Source organism: Enterobacter cloacae complex sp. 2024EL-00227 (assembly GCF_043945315.1).
Classification (GTDB): Bacteria; Pseudomonadota; Gammaproteobacteria; order Enterobacterales; family Enterobacteriaceae; genus Enterobacter; species Enterobacter roggenkampii.
The window spans coordinates 1-21,144 of the sequence record NZ_JBIMQP010000027.1 but is presented as its reverse complement, the minus strand read 5'-3'; the positions used below and the strand labels follow the sequence as shown (position 1 = coordinate 21,144).

Here is a 21,144-nt window from a genome sequence, read left to right as displayed (position 1 = left end):
TGACCGGTACCATCGAACTGCCAGAAGGCGTTGAGATGGTAATGCCAGGCGACAACATCAAGATGGTTGTGACGCTGATCCACCCAATCGCGATGGACGACGGTCTGCGTTTCGCAATCCGTGAAGGCGGCCGTACCGTTGGCGCGGGCGTTGTTGCTAAAGTTCTGGGCTAATTAATTATCCCTGAATTAAAAAAGGACGCTTCGGCGTCCTTTTTTGTTTTCTACCGCTCAGGCGTCGTCACAAAATTTCGCATTTTTTGCCTGCTCCCGCCCCGCATTCTGGCGTTTGTGCTATTGTAATCATAACCATTCTCACTTACACTTTGTGCATAATTTGAACGGGAGTTTCTATGTACGTTTGTTTATGTAATGGTGTAAGCGACAAAAAAATACGTCAGGCCGTTCGCCAGTTTCAGCCCCAGTCATTCCAGCAGCTTCGCAAATTTGTTCCGGTGGGAAATCAATGCGGTAAATGCGTACGTGCTGCGCGAGAGATCATGCAGGACGAGCTGATGCAGATCCCGGAATACAAAGAGATCGCGTAAGCGCCCATCTTTTTTTTGACATCCCTGTAGCCCGATCTACGCTTCAATGAGTGGAAGCGGAGGGACTATATAATGAAAGGTGATGTTAAAATCATAAGTTATCTCAATAAATTATTGGGAAATGAGCTTGTCGCAATCAACCAGTACTTTCTTCACGCGAGAATGTTCAAAAACTGGGGACTCAAACGTTTAAACGACGTTGAGTACCATGAATCTATCGATGAGATGAAACACGCTGATAAATACATCGAGCGTATTTTATTCCTTGAAGGCATTCCAAACCTGCAGGATCTCGGCAAGCTGGGCATCGGAGAAGATGTCGAAGAGATGCTGCGTTCCGACCTCAGGCTAGAACTTGAAGGTGCCAAAGATCTCCGTGAAGCCATTGCCTATGCTGACAGCGTACATGACTACGTCAGCCGCGATATGATGATTCAGATCCTGGCCGATGAAGAAGGGCATATTGACTGGCTGGAAACAGAGCTGGATCTCATTGCTAAAATCGGCCTGCAAAACTATCTTCAGTCACAGATTAAAGTGGAAGAATAACCAACGTCTTCCACCCTACGCATAAACCCGCTGCTGCCAGAAATGGCCCAAAAGGCAGCGGGTTTTTTATTGCTTTCTTATCAGAGCGGATTACCGAAAAAAAAAGAATACAAAGAAGCGCCATCAGCGCCGCGAGCAACGCCAGCGCAGGCAGTACGCACCAGCCATGCCATGCACCAAGCGCCGCCAGGTACTTCACATCGCCATATCCCATCCCTTCACGCCGGCAGATAAACCAATAGCCCCAGTAAATAACGGCAAAGGCAATATATCCGGCCATCGCACCCGCCACCGCACTCGGCAGAAAATCAGGTTGGATACAGAGCTGAAAGAGCAGCCCTGCCCATAGCAGCGGACAGAGAAATTTATCGGGAAGTAGACCGTAGCGAATATCGGCATTTACAAGTAAGGCTGTCAGTAAAAGATAGATCAGCAGAAAGGGGAGGGTGGTCAGCATTTAAAAGGCCTCAAACGGGTTTGAGCGCATAGTCGTTATAATCGGCCTGTCCGGCAATGCACAAAAAACGGAGATGCGTAGCGGCTCGAAACAAAGCATCGCCGCAGAATACATTGCATAAAACGTTGCGCGCTCTTACACACCCTGCGACATTGGCGCTTAATTTCTAAACGGCACTTGCGTCTTGCCCAGATTTACGTATAATGCGCGGGCTTGTCGTAATTGACGGCGGGTTCAATCAGAACCAGAGTAGCTCATTTTGTTACTCAACAATGCTCCCAATTGGGGAGCTACGTAAGAACGGTTACACTCTCCCATCAATCGTAATGGGTTTGAGGAGTAATCATTTTCGTTTATAAAATAATTGGAGCTCTGGTCTCATGCAGAACCAAAGAATCCGTATCCGCCTTAAAGCGTTTGATCATCGTCTGATCGATCAATCAACCGCGGAAATCGTCGAGACTGCTAAGCGCACTGGTGCGCAAGTCCGTGGTCCGATCCCGCTGCCGACCCGCAAAGAGCGCTTCACCGTTCTGATCTCTCCGCACGTTAACAAAGACGCGCGCGATCAGTACGAAATCCGCACTCACAAGCGTCTGGTTGACATCGTTGAGCCAACTGAGAAAACCGTTGATGCTCTGATGCGTCTGGATCTGGCTGCCGGTGTAGACGTGCAGATCAGCCTGGGTTAATCAGGTCATCGAGCGATTGAGAGGTTGAAACAATGATTGGTTTAGTCGGTAAAAAAGTGGGTATGACCCGCATCTTCACTGAAGATGGCGTTTCTATCCCAGTAACCGTAATCGAAGTTGAAGCAAACCGCGTTACTCAGGTTAAAGATCTGGCTAACGATGGCTACCGCGCTATTCAGGTTACCACTGGTGCTAAAAAAGCTAACCGTGTAACCAAACCAGAAGCGGGTCACTTCGCTAAAGCTGGCGTAGAAGCTGGCCGTGGTCTGTGGGAATTCCGCCTTGCTGAAGGCGAAGAGTTCACCGTAGGTCAGGACATTAGCGTTGAGCTGTTTGCTGACGTTAAAAAAGTTGACGTAACCGGTACCTCTAAAGGTAAAGGTTTTGCTGGTACCGTTAAGCGCTGGAACTTCCGTACCCAGGACGCTACTCACGGTAACTCCTTGTCTCACCGCGTTCCGGGTTCTATCGGTCAGAACCAGACTCCGGGCAAAGTGTTCAAAGGCAAGAAAATGGCAGGTCAGCTGGGTAACGAACGTGTAACCGTTCAGAGCCTGGACGTAGTACGTGTTGACGCTGAGCGCAACCTGCTGCTGGTTAAAGGTGCGGTCCCGGGTGCAACCGGTAGCGACCTGATCGTTAAACCAGCTGTGAAGGCGTAAGGGGATAGCAATGGAATTAGTATTGAAAGACGCGCAGAGCGCGCTGACTGTTTCCGAAACTACCTTCGGTCGTGATTTCAACGAAGCGCTGGTTCACCAGGTTGTTGTTGCTTATGCAGCTGGTGCTCGTCAGGGTACTCGTGCTCAGAAGACTCGTGCTGAAGTAACTGGTTCTGGCAAAAAGCCATGGCGCCAGAAAGGTACCGGCCGTGCGCGTTCAGGTTCTATCAAGAGCCCGATCTGGCGTTCAGGTGGCGTGACCTTCGCTGCGCGTCCACAGGACCACAGTCAAAAAGTTAACAAAAAGATGTACCGCGGCGCGCTGAAAAGCATCCTGTCCGAACTGGTACGTCAGGATCGTCTGATCGTTGTCGAGAAGTTCTCTGTTGAAGCGCCTAAAACTAAGCTGCTGGCACAGAAACTGAAAGACATGGCTCTGGAAGATGTGCTGATCATCACCGGTGAGCTGGACGAGAACCTGTTCCTGGCCGCACGTAACCTGCACAAGGTTGACGTACGCGATGCGACTGGTATCGACCCGGTTAGCCTGATCGCCTTCGACAAAGTCGTAATGACTGCTGATGCTGTTAAGCAAGTTGAGGAGATGCTGGCATGATTCGTGAAGAACGTCTGCTGAAGGTGCTTCGCGCACCGCACGTTTCTGAAAAAGCGTCTACTGCGATGGAAAAAACAAACACCATCGTTCTCAAAGTTGCTAAAGACGCGACCAAAGCAGAGATCAAAGCTGCTGTGCAGAAACTGTTTGAAGTCGAAGTCGAAGTCGTTAACACCCTGGTCGTTAAAGGGAAAGTTAAACGTCACGGACAGCGTATCGGTCGTCGTAGCGACTGGAAAAAAGCTTACGTCACCCTGAAAGAAGGCCAGAATCTGGACTTCGTTGGCGGCGCTGAGTAAGTCGGAGGAGTAATACAATGGCAGTTGTTAAATGTAAACCGACATCTCCGGGTCGTCGCCACGTAGTTAAAGTGGTTAACCCTGAGCTGCACAAGGGCAAACCTTTTGCTCCGTTGCTGGAAAAAAACAGCAAATCCGGTGGTCGTAACAACAATGGCCGTATCACCACTCGTCACATCGGTGGTGGCCACAAGCAGGCTTATCGTATTGTTGACTTCAAACGCAACAAAGACGGTATCCCAGCAGTTGTTGAACGTCTTGAGTACGATCCGAACCGTTCCGCGAACATCGCGCTGGTTCTGTACAAAGACGGCGAACGCCGTTACATCCTGGCCCCTAAAGGCCTGAAAGCTGGCGACCAGATTCAGTCTGGCGTTGATGCTGCAATCAAAGCAGGCAACACCCTGCCGATGCGCAATATCCCGGTTGGTTCTACCGTTCATAACGTAGAAATGAAACCAGGTAAAGGCGGTCAGCTGGCGCGTTCCGCGGGTACTTACGTTCAGATCGTTGCGCGTGATGGTGCTTATGTCACCCTGCGTCTGCGTTCTGGTGAAATGCGTAAAGTCGAAGCAGACTGCCGCGCTACTCTGGGCGAAGTTGGCAATGCTGAGCATATGCTGCGCGTTCTGGGTAAAGCAGGTGCTGCACGCTGGCGTGGTGTTCGTCCTACCGTTCGCGGTACTGCGATGAACCCAGTCGACCACCCACATGGTGGTGGTGAAGGTCGTAACTTTGGTAAGCACCCGGTATCTCCGTGGGGCGTTCAGACCAAAGGTAAGAAGACCCGCAGCAACAAGCGTACTGATAAATTTATCGTACGTCGCCGTAGCAAATAATTTTAGAGGATAAGCCATGCCACGTTCTCTCAAGAAAGGTCCTTTTATTGACCTGCACTTGCTGAAGAAGGTAGAGAAAGCGGTGGAAAGCGGAGACAAGAAGCCCCTGCGCACTTGGTCCCGTCGTTCAACGATCTTTCCTAACATGATCGGTTTGACCATCGCTGTCCATAATGGTCGTCAGCACGTTCCAGTCTTTGTTACCGACGAAATGGTTGGTCACAAACTGGGTGAATTCGCACCGACTCGTACTTATCGCGGCCACGCTGCTGATAAAAAAGCGAAGAAGAAATAAGGTAGGAGGAAGAGATGGAAACTTTAGCTCAACATCGCCATGCTCGTTCTTCTGCACAGAAGGTTCGCCTTGTTGCTGACCTGATTCGCGGTAAGAAAGTGTCGCAGGCCCTGGACATCCTGACCTATACCAACAAGAAAGCTGCGGTATTGGTCAAGAAAGTACTGGAATCTGCCATTGCTAACGCTGAACACAACGATGGCGCTGACATCGACGATCTGAAAGTCGCGAAAATTTTCGTAGATGAAGGCCCAAGCATGAAGCGCATTATGCCGCGTGCGAAAGGTCGTGCAGATCGCATCCTGAAGCGCACCAGCCACATTACTGTGGTTGTGTCCGATCGCTGAGACTCTGGAGACTAGCAATGGGTCAGAAAGTACATCCTAATGGTATTCGCCTGGGTATTGTAAAACCATGGAACTCTACCTGGTTTGCGAACACCAAAGAATTCGCTGACAACCTGGACAGCGATTTTAAAGTACGTCAGTACCTGACTAAGGAACTGGCTAAAGCGTCTGTATCTCGTATCGTTATCGAGCGTCCAGCGAAGAGCATCCGTGTGACTATTCACACTGCTCGTCCTGGCATCGTTATCGGTAAGAAAGGCGAAGACGTAGAAAAACTGCGCAAGGTCGTAGCGGATATCGCTGGCGTTCCTGCACAGATCAATATCGCTGAAGTTCGTAAGCCTGAACTGGACGCTAAATTGGTTGCTGACAGCATCACTTCACAGCTGGAACGTCGTGTTATGTTCCGTCGTGCTATGAAGCGTGCTGTACAGAACGCAATGCGTCTGGGCGCTAAAGGTATCAAAGTTGAAGTTAGCGGCCGTCTGGGCGGCGCGGAAATCGCACGTACCGAATGGTACCGTGAAGGTCGCGTACCGCTGCACACTCTGCGTGCTGACATCGACTACAACACCTCTGAAGCGCACACCACTTACGGTGTAATCGGCGTTAAGGTATGGATCTTCAAAGGTGAGATCCTGGGTGGTATGGCTGCTGTTGAACAACCGGAAAAACCGGCTGCTCAACCTAAAAAGCAGCAGCGTAAAGGCCGTAAATAAGGAGCGTCGCTGATGTTACAACCAAAGCGTACAAAATTCCGTAAAGTGCACAAAGGCCGCAACCGTGGTCTGGCGCAGGGTACGGATGTTAGCTTCGGCACTTTCGGTCTGAAAGCTGTTGGCCGTGGTCGTCTGACTGCACGTCAGATCGAAGCAGCACGTCGTGCAATGACCCGTGCAGTTAAGCGTCAAGGTAAGATCTGGATCCGTGTATTCCCGGACAAACCGATCACCGAGAAGCCGCTGGAAGTTCGTATGGGTAAAGGTAAAGGTAACGTGGAGTACTGGGTTGCCTTGATCCAACCGGGCAAAGTCCTGTATGAAATGGACGGTGTTCCGGAAGAGCTGGCCCGTGAAGCCTTCGGCCTGGCAGCAGCGAAACTGCCTATCAAAACCACCTTTGTAACTAAGACGGTGATGTAATGAAAGCAAAAGAGCTGCGTGAAAAAAGCGTTGAAGAGCTGAACGCTGAGCTGCTGAACCTGCTGCGTGAGCAGTTCAACCTGCGTATGCAGGCTGCAAGTGGCCAGCTGCAACAGACTCACCTGCTGAAGCAAGTGCGTCGCAATGTTGCACGCGTTAAGACTTTACTGACTCAGAAGGCGGGTGCGTAATGACCGATAAAATCCGTACTCTGCAAGGTCGTGTTGTTAGCGACAAAATGGAGAAATCCATTGTTGTAGCTATCGAACGTATTGTGAAACACCCGATCTACGGTAAATTCATCAAGCGTACGACCAAACTGCACGTACATGACGAGAACAACGAATGTGGTATCGGCGACAAGGTTGAAATCCGTGAATGCCGTCCACTGTCCAAGACTAAGTCCTGGACGCTGGTTCGCGTTGTAGAGAAAGCGGTTCTGTAATACAGTACGCCTTCTCAATACGAATAAACGGCTCAGCGATGAGCCGTTTATTTTTTCTACCCATATTGCAGAAGCGGTGTTATAATGCCGCGCCCTCGATATGGGGCTTTTTAACGGCTCTGATTTTAGAGTCTCAGGTAGTAGTTGACATTAGCGGAGCACTAAAATGATCCAAGAACAGACTATGCTGAACGTCGCCGACAACTCCGGTGCACGTCGCGTAATGTGTATCAAGGTTCTGGGTGGCTCGCACCGTCGCTACGCAGGCGTAGGCGACATCATCAAGATCACCATCAAAGAAGCAATTCCACGTGGTAAGGTCAAAAAAGGTGATGTGCTGAAGGCGGTAGTGGTGCGCACCAAGAAGGGTGTTCGTCGCCCTGACGGTTCTGTCATTCGCTTCGATGGTAATGCATGCGTTATTTTAAACAATAACAGCGAGCAGCCTATCGGCACGCGTATCTTTGGGCCGGTAACTCGTGAACTTCGTACTGAGAAGTTCATGAAAATTATCTCTCTGGCACCAGAAGTACTCTAAGGAGCGAATCATGGCAGCGAAAATCCGTCGTGATGACGAAGTTATCGTGTTAACCGGTAAAGATAAAGGTAAACGCGGTAAAGTAAAAAATGTTCTGTCTTCCGGCAAACTTGTCGTTGAAGGTATCAACCTGGTTAAGAAACATCAGAAGCCGGTTCCGGCCCTGAACCAACCAGGTGGCATCGTTGAAAAAGAAGCTGCTATTCAGGTTTCTAACGTTGCAATCTTCAATGCGGCTACCGGCAAGGCTGACCGTGTAGGCTTTAGATTCGAAGACGGTAAAAAAGTCCGTTTCTTCAAGTCTAACAGCGAAACTATCAAGTAATTTGGAGTAGTACGATGGCGAAACTGCATGATTACTACAAAGACGAAGTAGTTAAGAAACTCATGACCGAGTTTAACTACAATTCTGTCATGCAAGTCCCTCGGGTCGAGAAGATCACCCTGAACATGGGTGTTGGTGAAGCGATCGCTGACAAGAAACTGCTGGATAACGCAGCAGCTGACCTGACAGCAATCTCCGGTCAAAAACCGCTGATCACCAAAGCACGCAAATCTGTTGCAGGCTTCAAAATCCGTCAGGGCTATCCGATCGGCTGTAAAGTAACTCTGCGTGGCGAACGCATGTGGGAGTTCTTTGAGCGCCTGATCACTATTGCTGTTCCACGTATCCGTGACTTCCGTGGCTTGTCCGCTAAGTCTTTCGACGGTCGTGGTAACTACAGCATGGGTGTCCGTGAGCAGATCATCTTCCCAGAAATCGACTACGATAAAGTCGACCGCGTGCGTGGTTTGGATATTACCATTACCACTACTGCGAAATCTGACGAAGAAGGCCGTGCTCTGCTGGCTGCCTTTGACTTCCCGTTCCGCAAGTAAGGTAGGGTTACTGAATGGCTAAGCAATCAATGAAAGCACGCGAAGTAAAGCGCGTAGCTTTAGCTGATAAATTCTTCGCTAAACGCGCTGAACTGAAAGCGATCATTTCTGATGTGAACGCTTCCGACGAAGATCGTTGGAATGCGGTTCTCAAGCTGCAGTCTCTGCCGCGTGATTCCAGCCCGTCTCGTCAGCGTAACCGCTGTCGTCAAACAGGTCGTCCACATGGTTATGTGGGCAAGTTTGGGTTGAGCCGTATCAAACTGCGTGAAGCCGCCATGCGCGGTGAAGTGCCAGGCTTGAAAAAGGCTAGCTGGTAATTACCAATTGAATCACGGGAGTAAAGACAGATGAGCATGCAAGATCCGATCGCGGATATGCTGACCCGTATCCGTAACGGTCAGGCCGCGAACAAAGTTGCGGTCACCATGCCTTCCGCCAAGCTGAAAGTGGCAATTGCCAACGTGCTGAAGGAAGAAGGTTTTATCGAAGATTTTAAAGTTGAAGGCGACACCAAGCCGGAACTGGAACTTACTCTCAAGTATTTCCAGGGTAAAGCTGTTGTAGAAAGCATTCAGCGTGTCAGCCGCCCAGGCCTGCGCATCTATAAGAAAAAAGATGAGCTGCCAAAAGTTATGGCTGGTCTTGGTATCGCAGTTGTTTCTACCTCTAAAGGTGTTATGACTGATCGTGCAGCGCGCCAGGCTGGTCTTGGTGGCGAAATTATCTGCTACGTAGCCTAATCGGAGGAAAGAATGTCTCGTGTTGCTAAAGCACCGGTCGTTATTCCTGCCGGCGTTGATGTAAAAATCGACGGTCAGGTTATTACGATCAAAGGTAAAAACGGCGAGCTGACTCGTACCCTCAACAAAGCTGTTGAAGTTAAACATGCAGATAACGCTCTGACCTTCGGTCCACGTGATGGTTTCGTGGATGGTTGGGCTCAGGCTGGTACCGCGCGTGCCCTGCTGAACTCAATGGTTGTTGGTGTTACCGAAGGCTTCACTAAAAAGCTTCAGCTGGTTGGTGTAGGTTATCGTGCAGCTATCAAAGGGAATGCAGTAGGCCTGTCTCTGGGCTTCTCACACCCTGTTGAGCATCCGCTGCCGGCCGGTATCACTGCAGAATGCCCGACTCAGACTGAAATCGTGCTGAAAGGCGCTGATAAACAGCTGATCGGTCAGGTTGCAGCAGATCTGCGCGCCTACCGTCGTCCTGAGCCTTACAAAGGCAAGGGTGTTCGTTACGCCGACGAAGTCGTGCGTACCAAAGAGGCTAAGAAGAAGTAAGGTAACACTATGGATAAGAAATCTGCTCGTATCCGTCGTGCGACCCGCGCACGCCGCAAGCTCAAAGAGCTGGGTGCAACTCGCCTGGTGGTACATCGTACCCCGCGTCATATTTACGCTCAGGTAATTGCACCGAACGGTTCTGAAGTTCTGGTAGCTGCTTCTACTGTAGAAAAAGCTATCTCAGAACAATTGAAGTACACCGGTAACAAAGACGCCGCTGCAGCTGTAGGTAAAGCTGTTGCTGAACGCGCTCTGGAAAAAGGCATCAGCAATGTTTCCTTTGACCGTTCCGGGTTCCAATATCATGGTCGTGTCCAGGCACTGGCAGATGCTGCCCGTGAAGCTGGCCTTCAGTTCTAAGGTAGAGGTGTAAGATGGCTCACATCGAAAAACAGGCTGGCGAACTGCAGGAAAAGCTGATCGCGGTAAACCGCGTATCTAAAACCGTTAAAGGTGGTCGTATTTTCTCCTTCACAGCTCTGACTGTAGTAGGCGATGGTAACGGTCGCGTTGGTTTTGGTTACGGTAAAGCGCGTGAAGTTCCAGCAGCGATCCAGAAAGCGATGGAAAAAGCCCGTCGCAACATGATTAACGTCGCGCTGAACAACGGCACCCTGCAGCACCCAGTTAAAGGTGTTCACACGGGTTCTCGTGTATTCATGCAGCCAGCTTCAGAAGGTACCGGTATCATCGCCGGTGGTGCAATGCGCGCCGTTCTGGAAGTTGCTGGGGTTCATAACGTTCTGGCTAAAGCATATGGTTCCACCAACCCGATCAACGTGGTTCGTGCAACTATTGATGGCCTGGAAAATATGAATTCTCCAGAAATGGTCGCTGCCAAGCGTGGTAAATCCGTTGAAGAAATTCTGGGGTAATTGACCATGGCAAAGACTATTAAAATCACTCAAACCCGCAGTGCAATCGGTCGTCTGCCGAAACACAAGGCAACGCTGCTTGGCCTGGGTCTGCGTCGTATTGGTCATACCGTTGAGCGCGAGGATACTCCTGCTGTTCGTGGTATGGTCAACGCGGTTTACTTCATGGTTAAAGTTGAGGAGTAAGAGATGCGTTTAAATACTCTGTCTCCGGCCGAAGGCTCTAAAAAGGCGGGTAAACGCCTGGGTCGTGGTATCGGTTCTGGCCTCGGCAAAACCGGTGGTCGTGGTCACAAAGGTCAGAACTCTCGTTCTGGCGGTGGCGTACGTCGCGGTTTCGAGGGTGGCCAGATGCCACTGTACCGTCGTCTGCCGAAGTTCGGCTTCACCTCTCGCAAAGCAGCGATCACAGCGGAAATCCGTCTGTCTGACCTGGCGAAAGTTGAAGGCGGCGTTGTAGACCTGAACACGCTGAAAGCAGCAAACATTATCGGTATCCAGATCGAGTTCGCGAAAGTGATCCTGGCTGGTGAAGTTTCTACTCCGGTAACTGTTCGTGGCCTGCGTGTTACTAAAGGTGCTCGTGCTGCTATCGAAGCTGCTGGCGGTAAAATTGAGGAATAAGTAGCAGATGGCTAAGCAACCGGGATTAGATTTTCAAAGTGCCAAAGGTGGATTTGGCGAGCTGAAACGCAGACTGCTGTTTGTTATCGGCGCGCTGATTGTGTTCCGTATTGGCTCTTTTATTCCGATCCCTGGTATCGATGCCGCTGTACTTGCCAAACTGCTTGAGCAACAGCGAGGCACCATCATTGAAATGTTCAACATGTTCTCTGGTGGTGCTCTCAGCCGTGCTTCTATCTTCGCACTGGGTATTATGCCGTACATTTCGGCATCGATTATTATCCAGCTGCTGACGGTCGTTCATCCGGCCCTGGCAGAGTTGAAGAAAGAAGGGGAGTCTGGACGTCGTAAGATTAGTCAGTACACCCGTTACGGTACTCTGGTGCTGGCAATATTCCAGTCGATCGGTATTGCTACCGGTCTTCCGAATATGCCTGGTATGCAGGGCCTGGTGTTAAACCCGGGCTTTGCATTCTACTTCACCGCTGTTGTAAGTCTGGTCACAGGGACAATGTTCCTGATGTGGCTCGGCGAACAGATTACTGAGCGCGGTATCGGTAACGGTATCTCAATCATTATCTTCGCCGGTATTGTTGCGGGCCTCCCGCCAGCCATCGCCCACACTATCGAGCAAGCGCGTCAAGGCGACCTGCACTTCCTCCTGTTGCTGTTGGTTGCAGTATTAGTATTTGCAGTGACGTTCTTTGTTGTCTTCGTTGAACGTGGTCAACGCCGCATTGTGGTGAACTACGCTAAGCGTCAGCAAGGTCGTCGTGTCTATGCTGCACAGAGCACACATTTACCGCTGAAAGTGAACATGGCGGGGGTTATCCCGGCTATCTTCGCTTCCAGTATTATTCTGTTCCCGGCAACCATCGCGTCATGGTTCGGGGGCGGTACTGGTTGGAACTGGCTGACAACAATTTCGCTGTATTTGCAGCCTGGGCAACCACTTTATGTGTTACTCTATGCGTCTGCGATCATCTTCTTCTGTTTCTTCTACACGGCGTTGGTCTTCAACCCGCGTGAAACAGCAGATAACCTGAAGAAGTCCGGTGCATTTGTACCAGGAATTCGTCCGGGAGAGCAAACGGCGAAGTATATCGATAAAGTAATGACCCGCCTGACTTTGGTTGGTGCGCTCTATATTACTTTTATCTGCCTGATCCCGGAGTTCATGCGTGATGCAATGAAAGTACCGTTCTACTTCGGTGGGACCTCACTGCTTATCGTTGTTGTCGTGATTATGGACTTTATGGCTCAAGTGCAAACTCTGATGATGTCCAGTCAGTATGAGTCTGCATTGAAGAAGGCGAACCTGAAAGGCTACGGCCGCTAATTGGTCGCCTGAGAAGTTACGGAGAGTAAAAATGAAAGTTCGTGCTTCCGTCAAGAAATTATGCCGTAACTGCAAAATCGTTAAGCGTGATGGTGTCATCCGTGTGATTTGCAGTGCCGAGCCGAAGCATAAACAGCGCCAAGGCTGATTATTTCGCATATTTTTCTTGCAAAGTTGGGTTGAGCTGGCTAGATTAGCCAGCCAATCTTTTGTATGTCTGTACGTTTCCATTTGAGTATCCTGAAAACGGGCTTTTCAGCATGGTGCGTACATATTAAATAGTAGGAGTGCATAGTGGCCCGTATAGCAGGCATTAACATTCCTGATCAGAAACATGCTGTGATCGCATTAACTTCGATCTACGGCATCGGCAAGACCCGTTCTAAAGCCATTCTGGCTGCAGCGGGTATCGCTGAAGATGTTAAGATCAGTGAGCTGTCTGAAGAACAAATCGACACGCTGCGTGACGAAGTTGCCAAATTTGTCGTTGAAGGTGATCTGCGCCGTGAAATCAGCATGAGCATCAAGCGCCTGATGGATCTTGGTTGCTATCGCGGTTTGCGTCATCGTCGTGGTCTGCCAGTGCGCGGTCAGCGTACTAAGACCAACGCACGTACCCGTAAGGGTCCGCGCAAACCGATCAAGAAATAATCGGGGTGATTGAATAATGGCAAAGGCACCAGTTCGTGCACGTAAACGTGTAAGAAAACAAGTCTCTGACGGCGTGGCTCATATCCATGCTTCTTTCAACAACACCATCGTTACTATTACTGATCGTCAGGGTAACGCATTGGGTTGGGCAACAGCCGGTGGTTCCGGTTTCCGTGGTTCTCGCAAATCCACTCCGTTCGCAGCTCAGGTTGCAGCAGAGCGTTGCGCAGAAGCCGTAAAAGAATACGGCATCAAGAATCTGGAAGTTATGGTTAAAGGTCCGGGTCCGGGTCGTGAATCTACTGTTCGCGCTCTGAACGCCGCTGGTTTCCGCATCACTAATATTACTGATGTGACTCCGATCCCTCATAACGGTTGTCGTCCGCCGAAAAAACGTCGCGTATAACGCTCGTTTTTTAGGTTAGTTGGAGATAGAAAATGGCAAGATATTTGGGTCCTAAGCTCAAGCTGAGCCGTCGTGAGGGCACCGACTTATTCCTTAAGTCTGGCGTTCGCGCGATCGATACCAAGTGTAAAATTGAACAAGCTCCTGGCCAGCACGGTGCGCGTAAACCGCGTCTGTCTGACTATGGTGTGCAGTTGCGTGAAAAGCAAAAAGTTCGCCGTATGTACGGTGTGCTGGAGCGTCAGTTCCGTAACTACTATAAAGAAGCAGCACGTCTGAAAGGCAACACAGGTGAAAACCTGCTGGCTCTGCTGGAAGGTCGTCTGGACAACGTTGTATACCGTATGGGCTTCGGCGCTACTCGTGCTGAATCACGTCAGCTGGTTAGCCACAAAGCAATCATGGTAAACGGTCGTGTTGTTAACATCGCTTCTTATCAGGTTAAAGCGAATGACGTTGTTAGCATTCGTGAGAAAGCGAAAAAGCAATCTCGCGTGAAGGCCGCTCTGGAGCTGGCTGAGCAGCGTGAAAAGCCAACCTGGCTGGAAGTTGATGCTGGCAAGATGGAAGGTACGTTCAAGCGTCAGCCAGAACGTTCTGATCTGTCTGCGGACATTAACGAACACCTGATCGTCGAGCTTTACTCCAAGTAAAGCTTAGTACCAAAGAGAGGACACAATGCAGGGTTCTGTGACAGAGTTTCTAAAACCGCGCCTGGTAGATATCGAGCAAGTGAGTTCGACGCACGCCAAGGTGACCCTTGAGCCTTTAGAGCGTGGCTTTGGCCATACTCTGGGTAACGCACTGCGCCGTATTCTGCTCTCATCGATGCCGGGTTGCGCGGTGACCGAGGTTGAGATTGATGGTGTACTTCATGAGTACAGCACCAAAGAAGGCGTTCAGGAAGATATCCTTGAAATCCTGCTCAACCTGAAAGGGCTGGCGGTGAGAGTTCAGGGTAAAGATGAAGTTATTCTTACTCTGAATAAATCTGGCATTGGCCCTGTGACTGCAGCCGACATCACCCACGACGGTGATGTTGAAATCGTCAAGCCGCAGCACGTGATCTGCCACCTGACCGATGAGAACGCAGCTATTAGCATGCGTATCAAAGTTCAGCGCGGTCGTGGTTATGTGCCGGCTTCTGCCCGAATTCATTCGGAAGAAGATGAGCGCCCAATCGGCCGTCTGCTGGTCGACGCATGCTACAGCCCTGTAGAGCGTATTGCCTACAATGTTGAAGCAGCGCGTGTAGAACAGCGTACCGACCTGGACAAGCTGGTCATCGAAATGGAAACCAACGGCACAATCGATCCTGAAGAGGCGATTCGTCGTGCGGCAACCATCCTGGCAGAACAACTGGAAGCTTTCGTTGACTTACGTGATGTTCGTCAGCCGGAAGTGAAAGAAGAGAAACCAGAATTCGATCCGATCCTGCTGCGCCCTGTTGACGATCTCGAATTGACTGTCCGCTCTGCTAACTGCCTCAAGGCAGAAGCTATCCACTATATCGGTGATCTGGTACAGCGTACCGAGGTTGAGTTGCTGAAAACGCCGAACCTGGGTAAAAAATCTCTTACCGAGATTAAAGACGTGCTGGCTTCACGTGGTCTGTCTCTGGGCATGCGCCTGGAAAACTGGCCACCGGCAAGCATTGCTGACGAGTAACCGGATCACAGGTTAAGGTTTTACTGAGAAGGATAAGGTCATGCGCCATCGTAAGAGTGGTCGTCAACTGAACCGCAACAGCAGCCATCGCCAGGCTATGTTCCGCAACATGGCAGGTTCACTGGTTCGTCATGAGATCATCAAGACGACCCTGCCTAAAGCGAAAGAGCTGCGTCGCGTAGTTGAGCCGCTGATTACTCTTGCCAAGACTGACAGCGTTGCTAATCGTCGTCTGGCATTCGCCCGTACTCGTGATAACGAGATCGTGGCAAAACTGTTTAACGAACTGGGCCCGCGTTTCGCGAGCCGTGCCGGTGGTTACACTCGCATTCTGAAGTGTGGCTTCCGTGCAGGCGACAACGCGCCGATGGCTTACATCGAGCTGGTTGATCGTTCAGAGAAAGCAGAAGCTGCTGCAGAGTAATCTGCAGTAACGTAAAAAAACCCGCTCCGGCGGGTTTTTTTATATCCGCGATAACCCCACTTCTCTACAATATCTGTATCAATTCTGTTCATCCTCTGGAGCGGGTAATGTGGCTGCTTGACCAGTGGGCAGAACGCCATATTCGTGATGCCCAAAAAAAAGGTGAATTCGACGATCTTCCGGGACGCGGTGAACCCCTTATGCTTGACGATGACTCGCATATTGCGCCTGAATTACGCGCGGGATACCGTTTACTAAAGAATGCAGGCTGTCTCCCTCCTGAGCTCGAACAGCGCAGAGAGGCTGTTGAACTTGTCGATCTGCTAAAAGGGATCCGTCAGGACGATCCGCGACATTCTGAACTTAGCCGCCGTCTCGCCGTGCTTGAACTTAAACTGCGTCAGGCAGGAATGAACACTGATTTTCTGCACGGTGAATACGGTGAATACGGTGAACGCTTGTTGCGGAAAATAAACGAGGAGTAGTTATGTACCGTATCGGTGAACTTGCGAAGCTCGCGAACGTCACACCGGATACCATCCGATATTACGAAAAGCAGCAGATGATCGATCATGAAGTTCGTACTGAAGGTGGTTTTCGACTTTATACCGATAACGATCTGCAGCGCCTGCGGTTTATTCGTTATGCGCGTCAGCTTGGTTTCACATTAGATTCGATCCGCGAGTTATTATCGATCCGCATCGATCCGGCACATCACACCTGTCAGGAGTCGAAAAGCATTGTGCAGGCCCGGTTGGATGAAGTTGAAGCACGCATTCAGGAATTGCAAACCATGCAGCGCTCTCTGCAAAGGCTGAATGATGCTTGTTGTGGCACGGCCCACAGCAGTATTTATTGTTCTATTCTGGAAGCCCTTGAACAGGGGGCCAGTGGGGAAACCGAGGACTGTTGATTTTTAGTCCAACCGGGTCTAGACTCCCGTCGACATAAACCATGCTCAGGAGAATTTATGAGCCGCTATCAGCACACGAAAGGACAGATTAAAGACAATGCCATTGAGGCACTACTTCATGACCCGCTATTCAGACAGCGCGTTGAGAAGAATAAAAAAGGGAAAGGAAGTTATCTGCGTAAAGACAAGCATGCAAAACGGGGTAACTGGGAGGCCAGTGGCAAACAAGCGAATCGCTTATTTACCACTGGCCTTCCTGCTTTAAGCTTCTGATTAAACGCGCTTGTTCTGCTCTTTTAACAGATCGCGAATCTCACTCAGCAGCACTTCTTCTTTTGTCGGTGCAGGCGCTGCTGCCGGCTCTTCTTTTTTACGGTTGAGTTTATTGATCAGCTTGATAGCCATAAAAATGGCAAACGCCACAATCACGAAATCAAATACGTTCTGAATAAATACACCGTAGTGCATCACGACTGCCGGCACATCGCCTTGTGCTTCACGCAGCGTGAAAGCGAACTGTTTGAAATCAATGCCCCCGATCAGCAACCCTAAAGGTGGCATGATAATGTCGGCTACTAATGATGAAACAATCTTGCCGAATGCTGCACCAATAATGACACCCACTGCCAAATCCACCACGTTTCCGCGCATCGCAAATTCGCGAAATTCTTTAATAAAACTCATTTTGTTCTCCTTGTGCCAGCTGACGACTATAAGTTTAACAAATGATTAGCTAATTGCCATTCGTGATAATTAAACGTTATGCAAAATAAAAGGCACAGAAATGAGATGGATAAAGAGCGGGTACCCATTGAGAGCACCCGACACATTAAAGGAAGAATGGGCTTGGCTGGAATAAACGTTCGACGTCGGTAATAAACTTTTTATCGGTAAGGAACATAATAACGTGATCGCCTTGCTCAATGCGCAAATTATCATTGGCAATCATGACATCATTCCCGCGCACGACAGCACCAATAATGGTGCCCGGTGGCAGCTTAATTTCGTCTATCGAACGGCCCACGACGCGTGATGTGGTTTCATCTCCGTGCGCTACGGCTTCAATGGCTTCCGCTACCCCGCGACGAAGCGATGACACACCAACAATATCCGCTTTACGCACATGGCTCAGTAACGCGGAAATTGTCGCCTGCTGCGGCGAAATGGCAATATCAATGACGCTGCCCTGAACCAGATCAACATAGGCCTTGCGCTGGATAAGCACCATGACCTTCTTTGCCCCCATACGTTTCGCGAGCATGGCGGACATTATATTCGCCTCGTCGTCGTTGGTGACGGCAATAAAAAGATCAACTTGATCAATATGCTCTTCAGCCAGCAACTCCTGATCTGATGCATCGCCATAAAATACGATCGTATTTTGCAGTTTTTCCGCCAGTTCAGCTGCTCGCTGCTGATCGCGTTCGATCAATTTTACGCTGTAATCTTTTTCCAGCCGGTGTGCCAGACCGGCACCAATATTGCCGCCGCCGACCAGCATAATGCGTTTATAGGGTTTTTCGAGACGCTGGAGTTCACTCATCACCGCACGAATATGCTGTGAAGCCGCAATAAAGAAGACTTCGTCCCCGGCTTCGACAATCGTAGAGCCCTGCGGGCGGATAGGTCTGTCGTGGCGGAAAATAGCCGCGACGCGCGTATCAATATGCGGCATATGCTCGCGCATGGTGGACAACGCGTTGCCAATCAACGGGCCGCCGTAATAGGCCTTAACGACGGCCAGGCTCACTTTACCTTCGGCAAAGTTCACCACCTGCAGGGCGCCCGGATATTCGATCAGACGATAGATATTGTCGATCACCAGCTGTTCTGGCGCGATAAGATGGTCAATAGGAACTGCTTCTGAATTAAACAGTTTCTCAGCATCGCGGACATAGTCCGGAGAGCGGATGCGCGCGATTCGGTTTGGCGTGTTAAAAAGCGAGTAGGCCACCTGACAGGCCACCATATTGGTTTCGTCAGAACTGGTCACCGCAACCAGCATGTCGGCATCGTCAGCGCCCGCCTCACGAAGGACGCGGGGGTGCGAACCATGACCCTGCACAACGCGCAGGTCAAATTTGTCCTGTAAAACACGCAGGCGATCGCCATTTGTATCCACTATGGTGATATCGTTGTTTTCGCCAACCAGATTTTCCGCCAGCGTTCCACCAACCTGTCCTGCGCCCAGAATGATAATCTTCATCTCTCGTGACCTGTTCTCAACATCACTCTTTGATTAGCTTAGCGTAAAAGAAGCCATCACCCTCTTCTGCACCCGGCAGATTCTGCTGACCCGGGCATTCAGGCGTTCCCGTATCGTGCAGCGCCGCGTCCGGGGTTCGTTTAAGGAAGGCCGCGATTTGCTGACTGTTTTCTTCCGGCAGTACTGAACAGGTTGCATAGACCAGCGTGCCGCCGGGTTTGAGATGCGGCCAGATGGCGTCGAGGATGTCGGATTGCAGCTGGGCAAGTTCGTTAATGTCACGATCGCGACGCAGCCACTTGATATCCGGATGACGACGAATCACGCCGGTTGCAGAGCAGGGGGCATCCAGCAAAATGCGATCGAATTGTGTTTCGCCACACCATTCTGCGGGTTTGCGTCCATCGCCTTGCTTAACCTGTGCCTTCATGCCCAGGCGCTTGAGGTTGTCGTAGACGCGTGAAAGACGCTGCTCATCAACGTCCACTGCCATCACGCTGGCCTGCGGAGCCACTTCAAGAATATGCGTCGTTTTGCCCCCTGGTGCGGCGCAGAGATCGAGGATCTGCTCACCGTTTTGGGGTTCAAGCCAGGTCATGCAACCCTGAGCAGAAGCATCCTGTACCGTTACCCAACCCTCTTCAAAGCCGGGTAATGCATGTACCGGTGCAGGCGATGCTAAGCGCACGGCATCAGGGTATGCGTCATGGGTAAAGCCGCTCATTCCAGCGTCTTCGAGTAATGCCAGCCATGCGTCACGGGTGTGGTGATTACGATTCACGCGTAACCACATTGGCGGACGCTGGTTGTTGGCATCGGCAATGTCCTGCCACTGCTGCGGATAAGCTTTTTTCAGGCGCTTCAACAGCCAGTCCGGATGCAGGAAGCGCGCTTCGTTTTGGGCAAATTCAGCCAGAAGCTCATCCTGCTGTCGCTGGAACTGACGCAATACGCCGTTGATCAGCCCTTTCAGCTGAGGACGTTTAATCGCAACGGCACCTTCCACCGTCTCTGCCAGCGCGGCATGAGGTGGGATGCGGGTATGAAGAAGCTGATAAAAACCCACCATAATTAAATAATGTACGGTGCGCTGCTTGCCCGTCATTGGGCGGGACATCAGCTTGTTAATCAACCACTCAAGCTGAGAGAGTGTGCGCAGGACGCCAAAGCAGAGCTCCTGAAGCAGGGCTTTATCTTTATCAGAGACTTTTTGCTGCAGAGGAGGCAGGACGTTGCTCAGTGACTGGCCCTGCTCGATAACCTGCTCGACGGCCTGGGCCGCCATGCTGCGTAGATTTTGTTTTTTCATAACCGTAAAAATAAAAATGCCCGGAAACACCGGGCCTTAAGAATAAATTTGCTCAGGCAAGGCGATTGCCAGGGATAAACCATTCGCGACGGGAATTTAGTAGATCCTGAGCACTCATGGCTTTCTTACCGGCCGGTTGGAGCGATTCAAGATTCAAAATCCCTTGCGCAGTCGCCACCTGGATGCCGTTCTTGCTGGCATCAATAATCGTACCGGGTTCCACCGTAGTCGCACCGCTAATGACGGAGGCTTTCCAGACTTTTACTGGCTGCCCATCAATTACCAACCAGCTCATCGGCCACGGATTAAAAGCGCGAATGCAACGTTCAAGCTGAGCGGCTGACAGGGACCAGTCGATCCGCGCTTCTTCTTTGCACAGCTTTTCGGCGTAGGTTACCAGCGCGTCGTCCTGAACTTCTGGTTTTACCGTATTGTCAGCAAGCTGCTGAAGCGTCTCGATGAGCCCTTGTGGGCCAAGGTCTGCCAGTTTGTCATACAGCGTGGCGCTGGTATCGTCTGACGTAATGGGGCAGGCCAGTTTATAGAGCATGTCGCCGGTGTCTAAACCTACGTCCATCTTCATGATGGTCACGCCCGTTTCGGCATCACCTGCCCACAGCGCGCGCTGGATAGGTGCAGCACCACGCCAGCGCGGGAGCAGAGACCCATGCACGTTGATGCAACCCAGACGCGGCATATCGAGCACGGCTTTTGGCAAAATTAAACCGTAAGCCACCACCACCATTACGTCGGCATTCAGGTCAGCAACCAGCTGCTGATTTTCCTGCGGGCGCAGCGATGCGGGCTGGAAAACAGGAAGCCCATGCTCTTCTGCCAGCACCTTGACCGGGCTCGGCATCAGTTTTTTGCCGCGACCAGCAGGACGGTCCGGTTGGGTAAAGACGCCAACAATCTGGTGACCAGACGATAACAGCGCGTCAAGATGACGCGCTGCAAAATCAGGGGTTCCCGCGAAGATAATACGTAGTGATTTAGACACGATTGGATTGGCCCCTATATTTCCATACACTTTTTATCACTTAACCCATTACTGGTTCGCCGCCGCAGATATTCCCGTGGCGAACGATACCCCAGTGCACTATGCGGATGCCATTCGTTGTAATGTTCGA

General features: G+C 50.7%; 38 protein-coding genes and 1 pseudogene. 34 read left to right on the top strand and 5 right to left on the bottom strand.

Annotated features, from left to right (window positions below; translation table 11 throughout):
* The 3 genes and pseudogenes from tuf to bfr form a co-directional block, all read left to right on the top strand.
* Positions 1–173 (top strand): annotated as a pseudogene (gene tuf, locus ACHH0Z_RS24170) (elongation factor Tu); the annotation flags it as partial.
* Positions 174–352: 179 nt separating this feature from the next.
* Positions 353–547, top strand: coding sequence for a bacterioferritin-associated ferredoxin (gene bfd / locus ACHH0Z_RS24165; RefSeq protein ID WP_008503493.1), 195 nt, complete (start codon positions 353–355; stop codon positions 545–547).
* A 72-nt stretch (positions 548–619) separates the two neighbouring features.
* Positions 620–1,096, top strand: coding sequence for a bacterioferritin (bfr, locus tag ACHH0Z_RS24160; protein WP_008503492.1), 477 nt, complete (start codon positions 620–622; stop codon positions 1,094–1,096).
* Here bfr and ACHH0Z_RS24155 read toward each other — a convergent pair.
* Positions 1,080–1,553, bottom strand: a complete 474-nt coding sequence (locus ACHH0Z_RS24155) for an A24 family peptidase (RefSeq protein ID WP_045409693.1) — start codon at positions 1,551–1,553, stop codon at positions 1,080–1,082. The two genes, bfr and ACHH0Z_RS24155, sit on opposite strands and share 17 nt — an antisense overlap.
* A gap of 380 nt (positions 1,554–1,933) precedes the next feature.
* Between ACHH0Z_RS24155 and rpsJ the strand changes: the two genes are divergently transcribed.
* The 31 genes from rpsJ (at position 1,934) to ACHH0Z_RS24000 (ending at position 16,772) form a co-directional block, all read left to right on the top strand.
* Positions 1,934–2,245, top strand: a complete 312-nt coding sequence (gene rpsJ, locus ACHH0Z_RS24150) for a 30S ribosomal protein S10 (RefSeq protein ID WP_001181005.1) — start codon at positions 1,934–1,936, stop codon at positions 2,243–2,245.
* Between the two features lie 32 nt (positions 2,246–2,277).
* Positions 2,278–2,907 (top strand): 50S ribosomal protein L3, encoded by a 630-nt coding sequence (rplC, locus tag ACHH0Z_RS24145; RefSeq protein WP_003863274.1) that lies wholly within the window; start codon positions 2,278–2,280, stop codon positions 2,905–2,907.
* Positions 2,908–2,917: 10 nt separating this feature from the next.
* Positions 2,918–3,523: a 50S ribosomal protein L4 gene (gene rplD / locus ACHH0Z_RS24140; protein ID WP_000424395.1), complete on the top strand. Its 606-nt coding sequence runs from the start codon at positions 2,918–2,920 to the stop codon at positions 3,521–3,523.
* Positions 3,520–3,822 (top strand): 50S ribosomal protein L23, encoded by a 303-nt coding sequence (gene rplW / locus ACHH0Z_RS24135; RefSeq protein WP_000617546.1) that lies wholly within the window; start codon positions 3,520–3,522, stop codon positions 3,820–3,822. Before rplD ends, rplW begins: the two co-directional genes overlap by 4 nt.
* A gap of 17 nt (positions 3,823–3,839) precedes the next feature.
* On the top strand, positions 3,840–4,661 hold the full coding sequence (gene rplB, locus ACHH0Z_RS24130; protein ID WP_008457150.1) for a 50S ribosomal protein L2: 822 nt from the start codon (positions 3,840–3,842) through the stop codon (positions 4,659–4,661).
* A gap of 16 nt (positions 4,662–4,677) precedes the next feature.
* Positions 4,678–4,956 carry a 30S ribosomal protein S19 gene (gene rpsS, locus ACHH0Z_RS24125; RefSeq protein ID WP_001138117.1) on the top strand — a complete coding sequence of 93 codons (279 nt, stop codon included), beginning with the start codon at positions 4,678–4,680 and terminating at the stop codon, positions 4,954–4,956.
* 14 nt (positions 4,957–4,970) lie between these two features.
* Positions 4,971–5,303 (top strand): 50S ribosomal protein L22, encoded by a 333-nt coding sequence (gene rplV / locus ACHH0Z_RS24120; protein ID WP_002919773.1) that lies wholly within the window; start codon positions 4,971–4,973, stop codon positions 5,301–5,303.
* A gap of 17 nt (positions 5,304–5,320) precedes the next feature.
* Positions 5,321–6,022, top strand: coding sequence for a 30S ribosomal protein S3 (gene rpsC / locus ACHH0Z_RS24115; protein ID WP_000529945.1), 702 nt, complete (start codon positions 5,321–5,323; stop codon positions 6,020–6,022).
* 12 nt (positions 6,023–6,034) lie between these two features.
* Positions 6,035–6,445 (top strand): 50S ribosomal protein L16, encoded by a 411-nt coding sequence (gene rplP / locus ACHH0Z_RS24110; RefSeq protein WP_002919759.1) that lies wholly within the window; start codon positions 6,035–6,037, stop codon positions 6,443–6,445.
* Positions 6,445–6,636 carry a 50S ribosomal protein L29 gene (gene rpmC / locus ACHH0Z_RS24105; protein ID WP_003863282.1) on the top strand — a complete coding sequence of 64 codons (192 nt, stop codon included), beginning with the start codon at positions 6,445–6,447 and terminating at the stop codon, positions 6,634–6,636. Before rplP ends, rpmC begins: the two co-directional genes overlap by 1 nt.
* Positions 6,636–6,890, top strand: a complete 255-nt coding sequence (rpsQ, locus tag ACHH0Z_RS24100) for a 30S ribosomal protein S17 (RefSeq protein ID WP_008503489.1) — start codon at positions 6,636–6,638, stop codon at positions 6,888–6,890. The genes rpmC and rpsQ overlap by 1 nt, the downstream gene beginning before the upstream one ends.
* A gap of 166 nt (positions 6,891–7,056) precedes the next feature.
* A complete protein-coding gene (gene rplN, locus ACHH0Z_RS24095) occupies positions 7,057–7,428 on the top strand; it encodes a 50S ribosomal protein L14 (protein ID WP_002919748.1) in 372 nt (123 codons plus the stop codon).
* A 10-nt stretch (positions 7,429–7,438) separates the two neighbouring features.
* Complete coding sequence (gene rplX, locus ACHH0Z_RS24090; RefSeq protein WP_003863287.1) at positions 7,439–7,753, top strand: 50S ribosomal protein L24; 315 nt, start codon at positions 7,439–7,441, stop codon at positions 7,751–7,753.
* Between the two features lie 14 nt (positions 7,754–7,767).
* Entirely contained in the window at positions 7,768–8,307 is a 540-nt protein-coding gene (gene rplE / locus ACHH0Z_RS24085) for a 50S ribosomal protein L5 (protein WP_001096202.1), read from the top strand.
* A gap of 14 nt (positions 8,308–8,321) precedes the next feature.
* The gene (rpsN, locus tag ACHH0Z_RS24080) at positions 8,322–8,627 is read left to right on the top strand and encodes a 30S ribosomal protein S14 (RefSeq protein ID WP_003863291.1); all 306 of its coding nucleotides are present in this window, start codon (positions 8,322–8,324) and stop codon (positions 8,625–8,627) included.
* Positions 8,628–8,657: 30 nt separating this feature from the next.
* Positions 8,658–9,050, top strand: coding sequence for a 30S ribosomal protein S8 (gene rpsH, locus ACHH0Z_RS24075; RefSeq protein WP_006178918.1), 393 nt, complete (start codon positions 8,658–8,660; stop codon positions 9,048–9,050).
* A 12-nt stretch (positions 9,051–9,062) separates the two neighbouring features.
* A complete protein-coding gene (gene rplF, locus ACHH0Z_RS24070; RefSeq protein ID WP_003863296.1) occupies positions 9,063–9,596 on the top strand; it encodes a 50S ribosomal protein L6 in 534 nt (177 codons plus the stop codon).
* A gap of 9 nt (positions 9,597–9,605) precedes the next feature.
* A complete protein-coding gene (gene rplR / locus ACHH0Z_RS24065) occupies positions 9,606–9,959 on the top strand; it encodes a 50S ribosomal protein L18 (protein WP_003863297.1) in 354 nt (117 codons plus the stop codon).
* 14 nt (positions 9,960–9,973) lie between these two features.
* Positions 9,974–10,474 (top strand): 30S ribosomal protein S5, encoded by a 501-nt coding sequence (rpsE, locus tag ACHH0Z_RS24060; RefSeq protein WP_003863299.1) that lies wholly within the window; start codon positions 9,974–9,976, stop codon positions 10,472–10,474.
* A 6-nt stretch (positions 10,475–10,480) separates the two neighbouring features.
* Positions 10,481–10,660, top strand: a complete 180-nt coding sequence (gene rpmD / locus ACHH0Z_RS24055) for a 50S ribosomal protein L30 (protein WP_003863301.1) — start codon at positions 10,481–10,483, stop codon at positions 10,658–10,660.
* Between the two features lie 3 nt (positions 10,661–10,663).
* Positions 10,664–11,098: a 50S ribosomal protein L15 gene (rplO, locus tag ACHH0Z_RS24050; RefSeq protein ID WP_003863304.1), complete on the top strand. Its 435-nt coding sequence runs from the start codon at positions 10,664–10,666 to the stop codon at positions 11,096–11,098.
* A gap of 7 nt (positions 11,099–11,105) precedes the next feature.
* Positions 11,106–12,437, top strand: a complete 1,332-nt coding sequence (secY, locus tag ACHH0Z_RS24045) for a preprotein translocase subunit SecY (RefSeq protein WP_003863305.1) — start codon at positions 11,106–11,108, stop codon at positions 12,435–12,437.
* Positions 12,438–12,468: 31 nt separating this feature from the next.
* On the top strand, positions 12,469–12,585 hold the full coding sequence (rpmJ, locus tag ACHH0Z_RS24040; protein WP_000868187.1) for a 50S ribosomal protein L36: 117 nt from the start codon (positions 12,469–12,471) through the stop codon (positions 12,583–12,585).
* Positions 12,586–12,731: 146 nt separating this feature from the next.
* Entirely contained in the window at positions 12,732–13,088 is a 357-nt protein-coding gene (rpsM, locus tag ACHH0Z_RS24035; protein WP_008503488.1) for a 30S ribosomal protein S13, read from the top strand.
* A 16-nt stretch (positions 13,089–13,104) separates the two neighbouring features.
* Entirely contained in the window at positions 13,105–13,494 is a 390-nt protein-coding gene (gene rpsK / locus ACHH0Z_RS24030) for a 30S ribosomal protein S11 (protein WP_003863312.1), read from the top strand.
* Between the two features lie 32 nt (positions 13,495–13,526).
* Positions 13,527–14,147: a 30S ribosomal protein S4 gene (gene rpsD, locus ACHH0Z_RS24025; protein WP_004868345.1), complete on the top strand. Its 621-nt coding sequence runs from the start codon at positions 13,527–13,529 to the stop codon at positions 14,145–14,147.
* Between the two features lie 25 nt (positions 14,148–14,172).
* The gene (locus ACHH0Z_RS24020; protein ID WP_002919219.1) at positions 14,173–15,162 is read left to right on the top strand and encodes a DNA-directed RNA polymerase subunit alpha; all 990 of its coding nucleotides are present in this window, start codon (positions 14,173–14,175) and stop codon (positions 15,160–15,162) included.
* A gap of 40 nt (positions 15,163–15,202) precedes the next feature.
* A complete protein-coding gene (gene rplQ / locus ACHH0Z_RS24015) occupies positions 15,203–15,586 on the top strand; it encodes a 50S ribosomal protein L17 (RefSeq protein WP_001216368.1) in 384 nt (127 codons plus the stop codon).
* Positions 15,587–15,693: 107 nt separating this feature from the next.
* Positions 15,694–16,071: a DUF1992 domain-containing protein gene (locus ACHH0Z_RS24010; protein ID WP_045409689.1), complete on the top strand. Its 378-nt coding sequence runs from the start codon at positions 15,694–15,696 to the stop codon at positions 16,069–16,071.
* A gap of 2 nt (positions 16,072–16,073) precedes the next feature.
* Complete coding sequence (zntR, locus tag ACHH0Z_RS24005) at positions 16,074–16,499, top strand: Zn(2+)-responsive transcriptional regulator (RefSeq protein WP_021242972.1); 426 nt, start codon at positions 16,074–16,076, stop codon at positions 16,497–16,499.
* Between the two features lie 57 nt (positions 16,500–16,556).
* Positions 16,557–16,772, top strand: a complete 216-nt coding sequence (locus ACHH0Z_RS24000; protein ID WP_023294702.1) for an alternative ribosome-rescue factor A — start codon at positions 16,557–16,559, stop codon at positions 16,770–16,772.
* On the opposite strand, the gene mscL is transcribed toward ACHH0Z_RS24000, so the two are convergent.
* From mscL to fmt, 4 genes are all read right to left on the bottom strand, one after another.
* Positions 16,773–17,183: a large-conductance mechanosensitive channel protein MscL gene (mscL, locus tag ACHH0Z_RS23995; RefSeq protein ID WP_008503483.1), complete on the bottom strand. Its 411-nt coding sequence runs from the start codon at positions 17,181–17,183 to the stop codon at positions 16,773–16,775.
* A 145-nt stretch (positions 17,184–17,328) separates the two neighbouring features.
* Entirely contained in the window at positions 17,329–18,705 is a 1,377-nt protein-coding gene (gene trkA, locus ACHH0Z_RS23990) for a Trk system potassium transporter TrkA (protein ID WP_008503482.1), read from the bottom strand.
* Between the two features lie 22 nt (positions 18,706–18,727).
* Positions 18,728–20,014: a 16S rRNA (cytosine(967)-C(5))-methyltransferase RsmB gene (gene rsmB / locus ACHH0Z_RS23985; RefSeq protein WP_045409696.1), complete on the bottom strand. Its 1,287-nt coding sequence runs from the start codon at positions 20,012–20,014 to the stop codon at positions 18,728–18,730.
* A 52-nt stretch (positions 20,015–20,066) separates the two neighbouring features.
* The gene (fmt, locus tag ACHH0Z_RS23980) at positions 20,067–21,014 is read right to left on the bottom strand and encodes a methionyl-tRNA formyltransferase (protein ID WP_045409687.1); all 948 of its coding nucleotides are present in this window, start codon (positions 21,012–21,014) and stop codon (positions 20,067–20,069) included.
* Positions 21,015–21,144 lie beyond the last annotated feature (130 nt).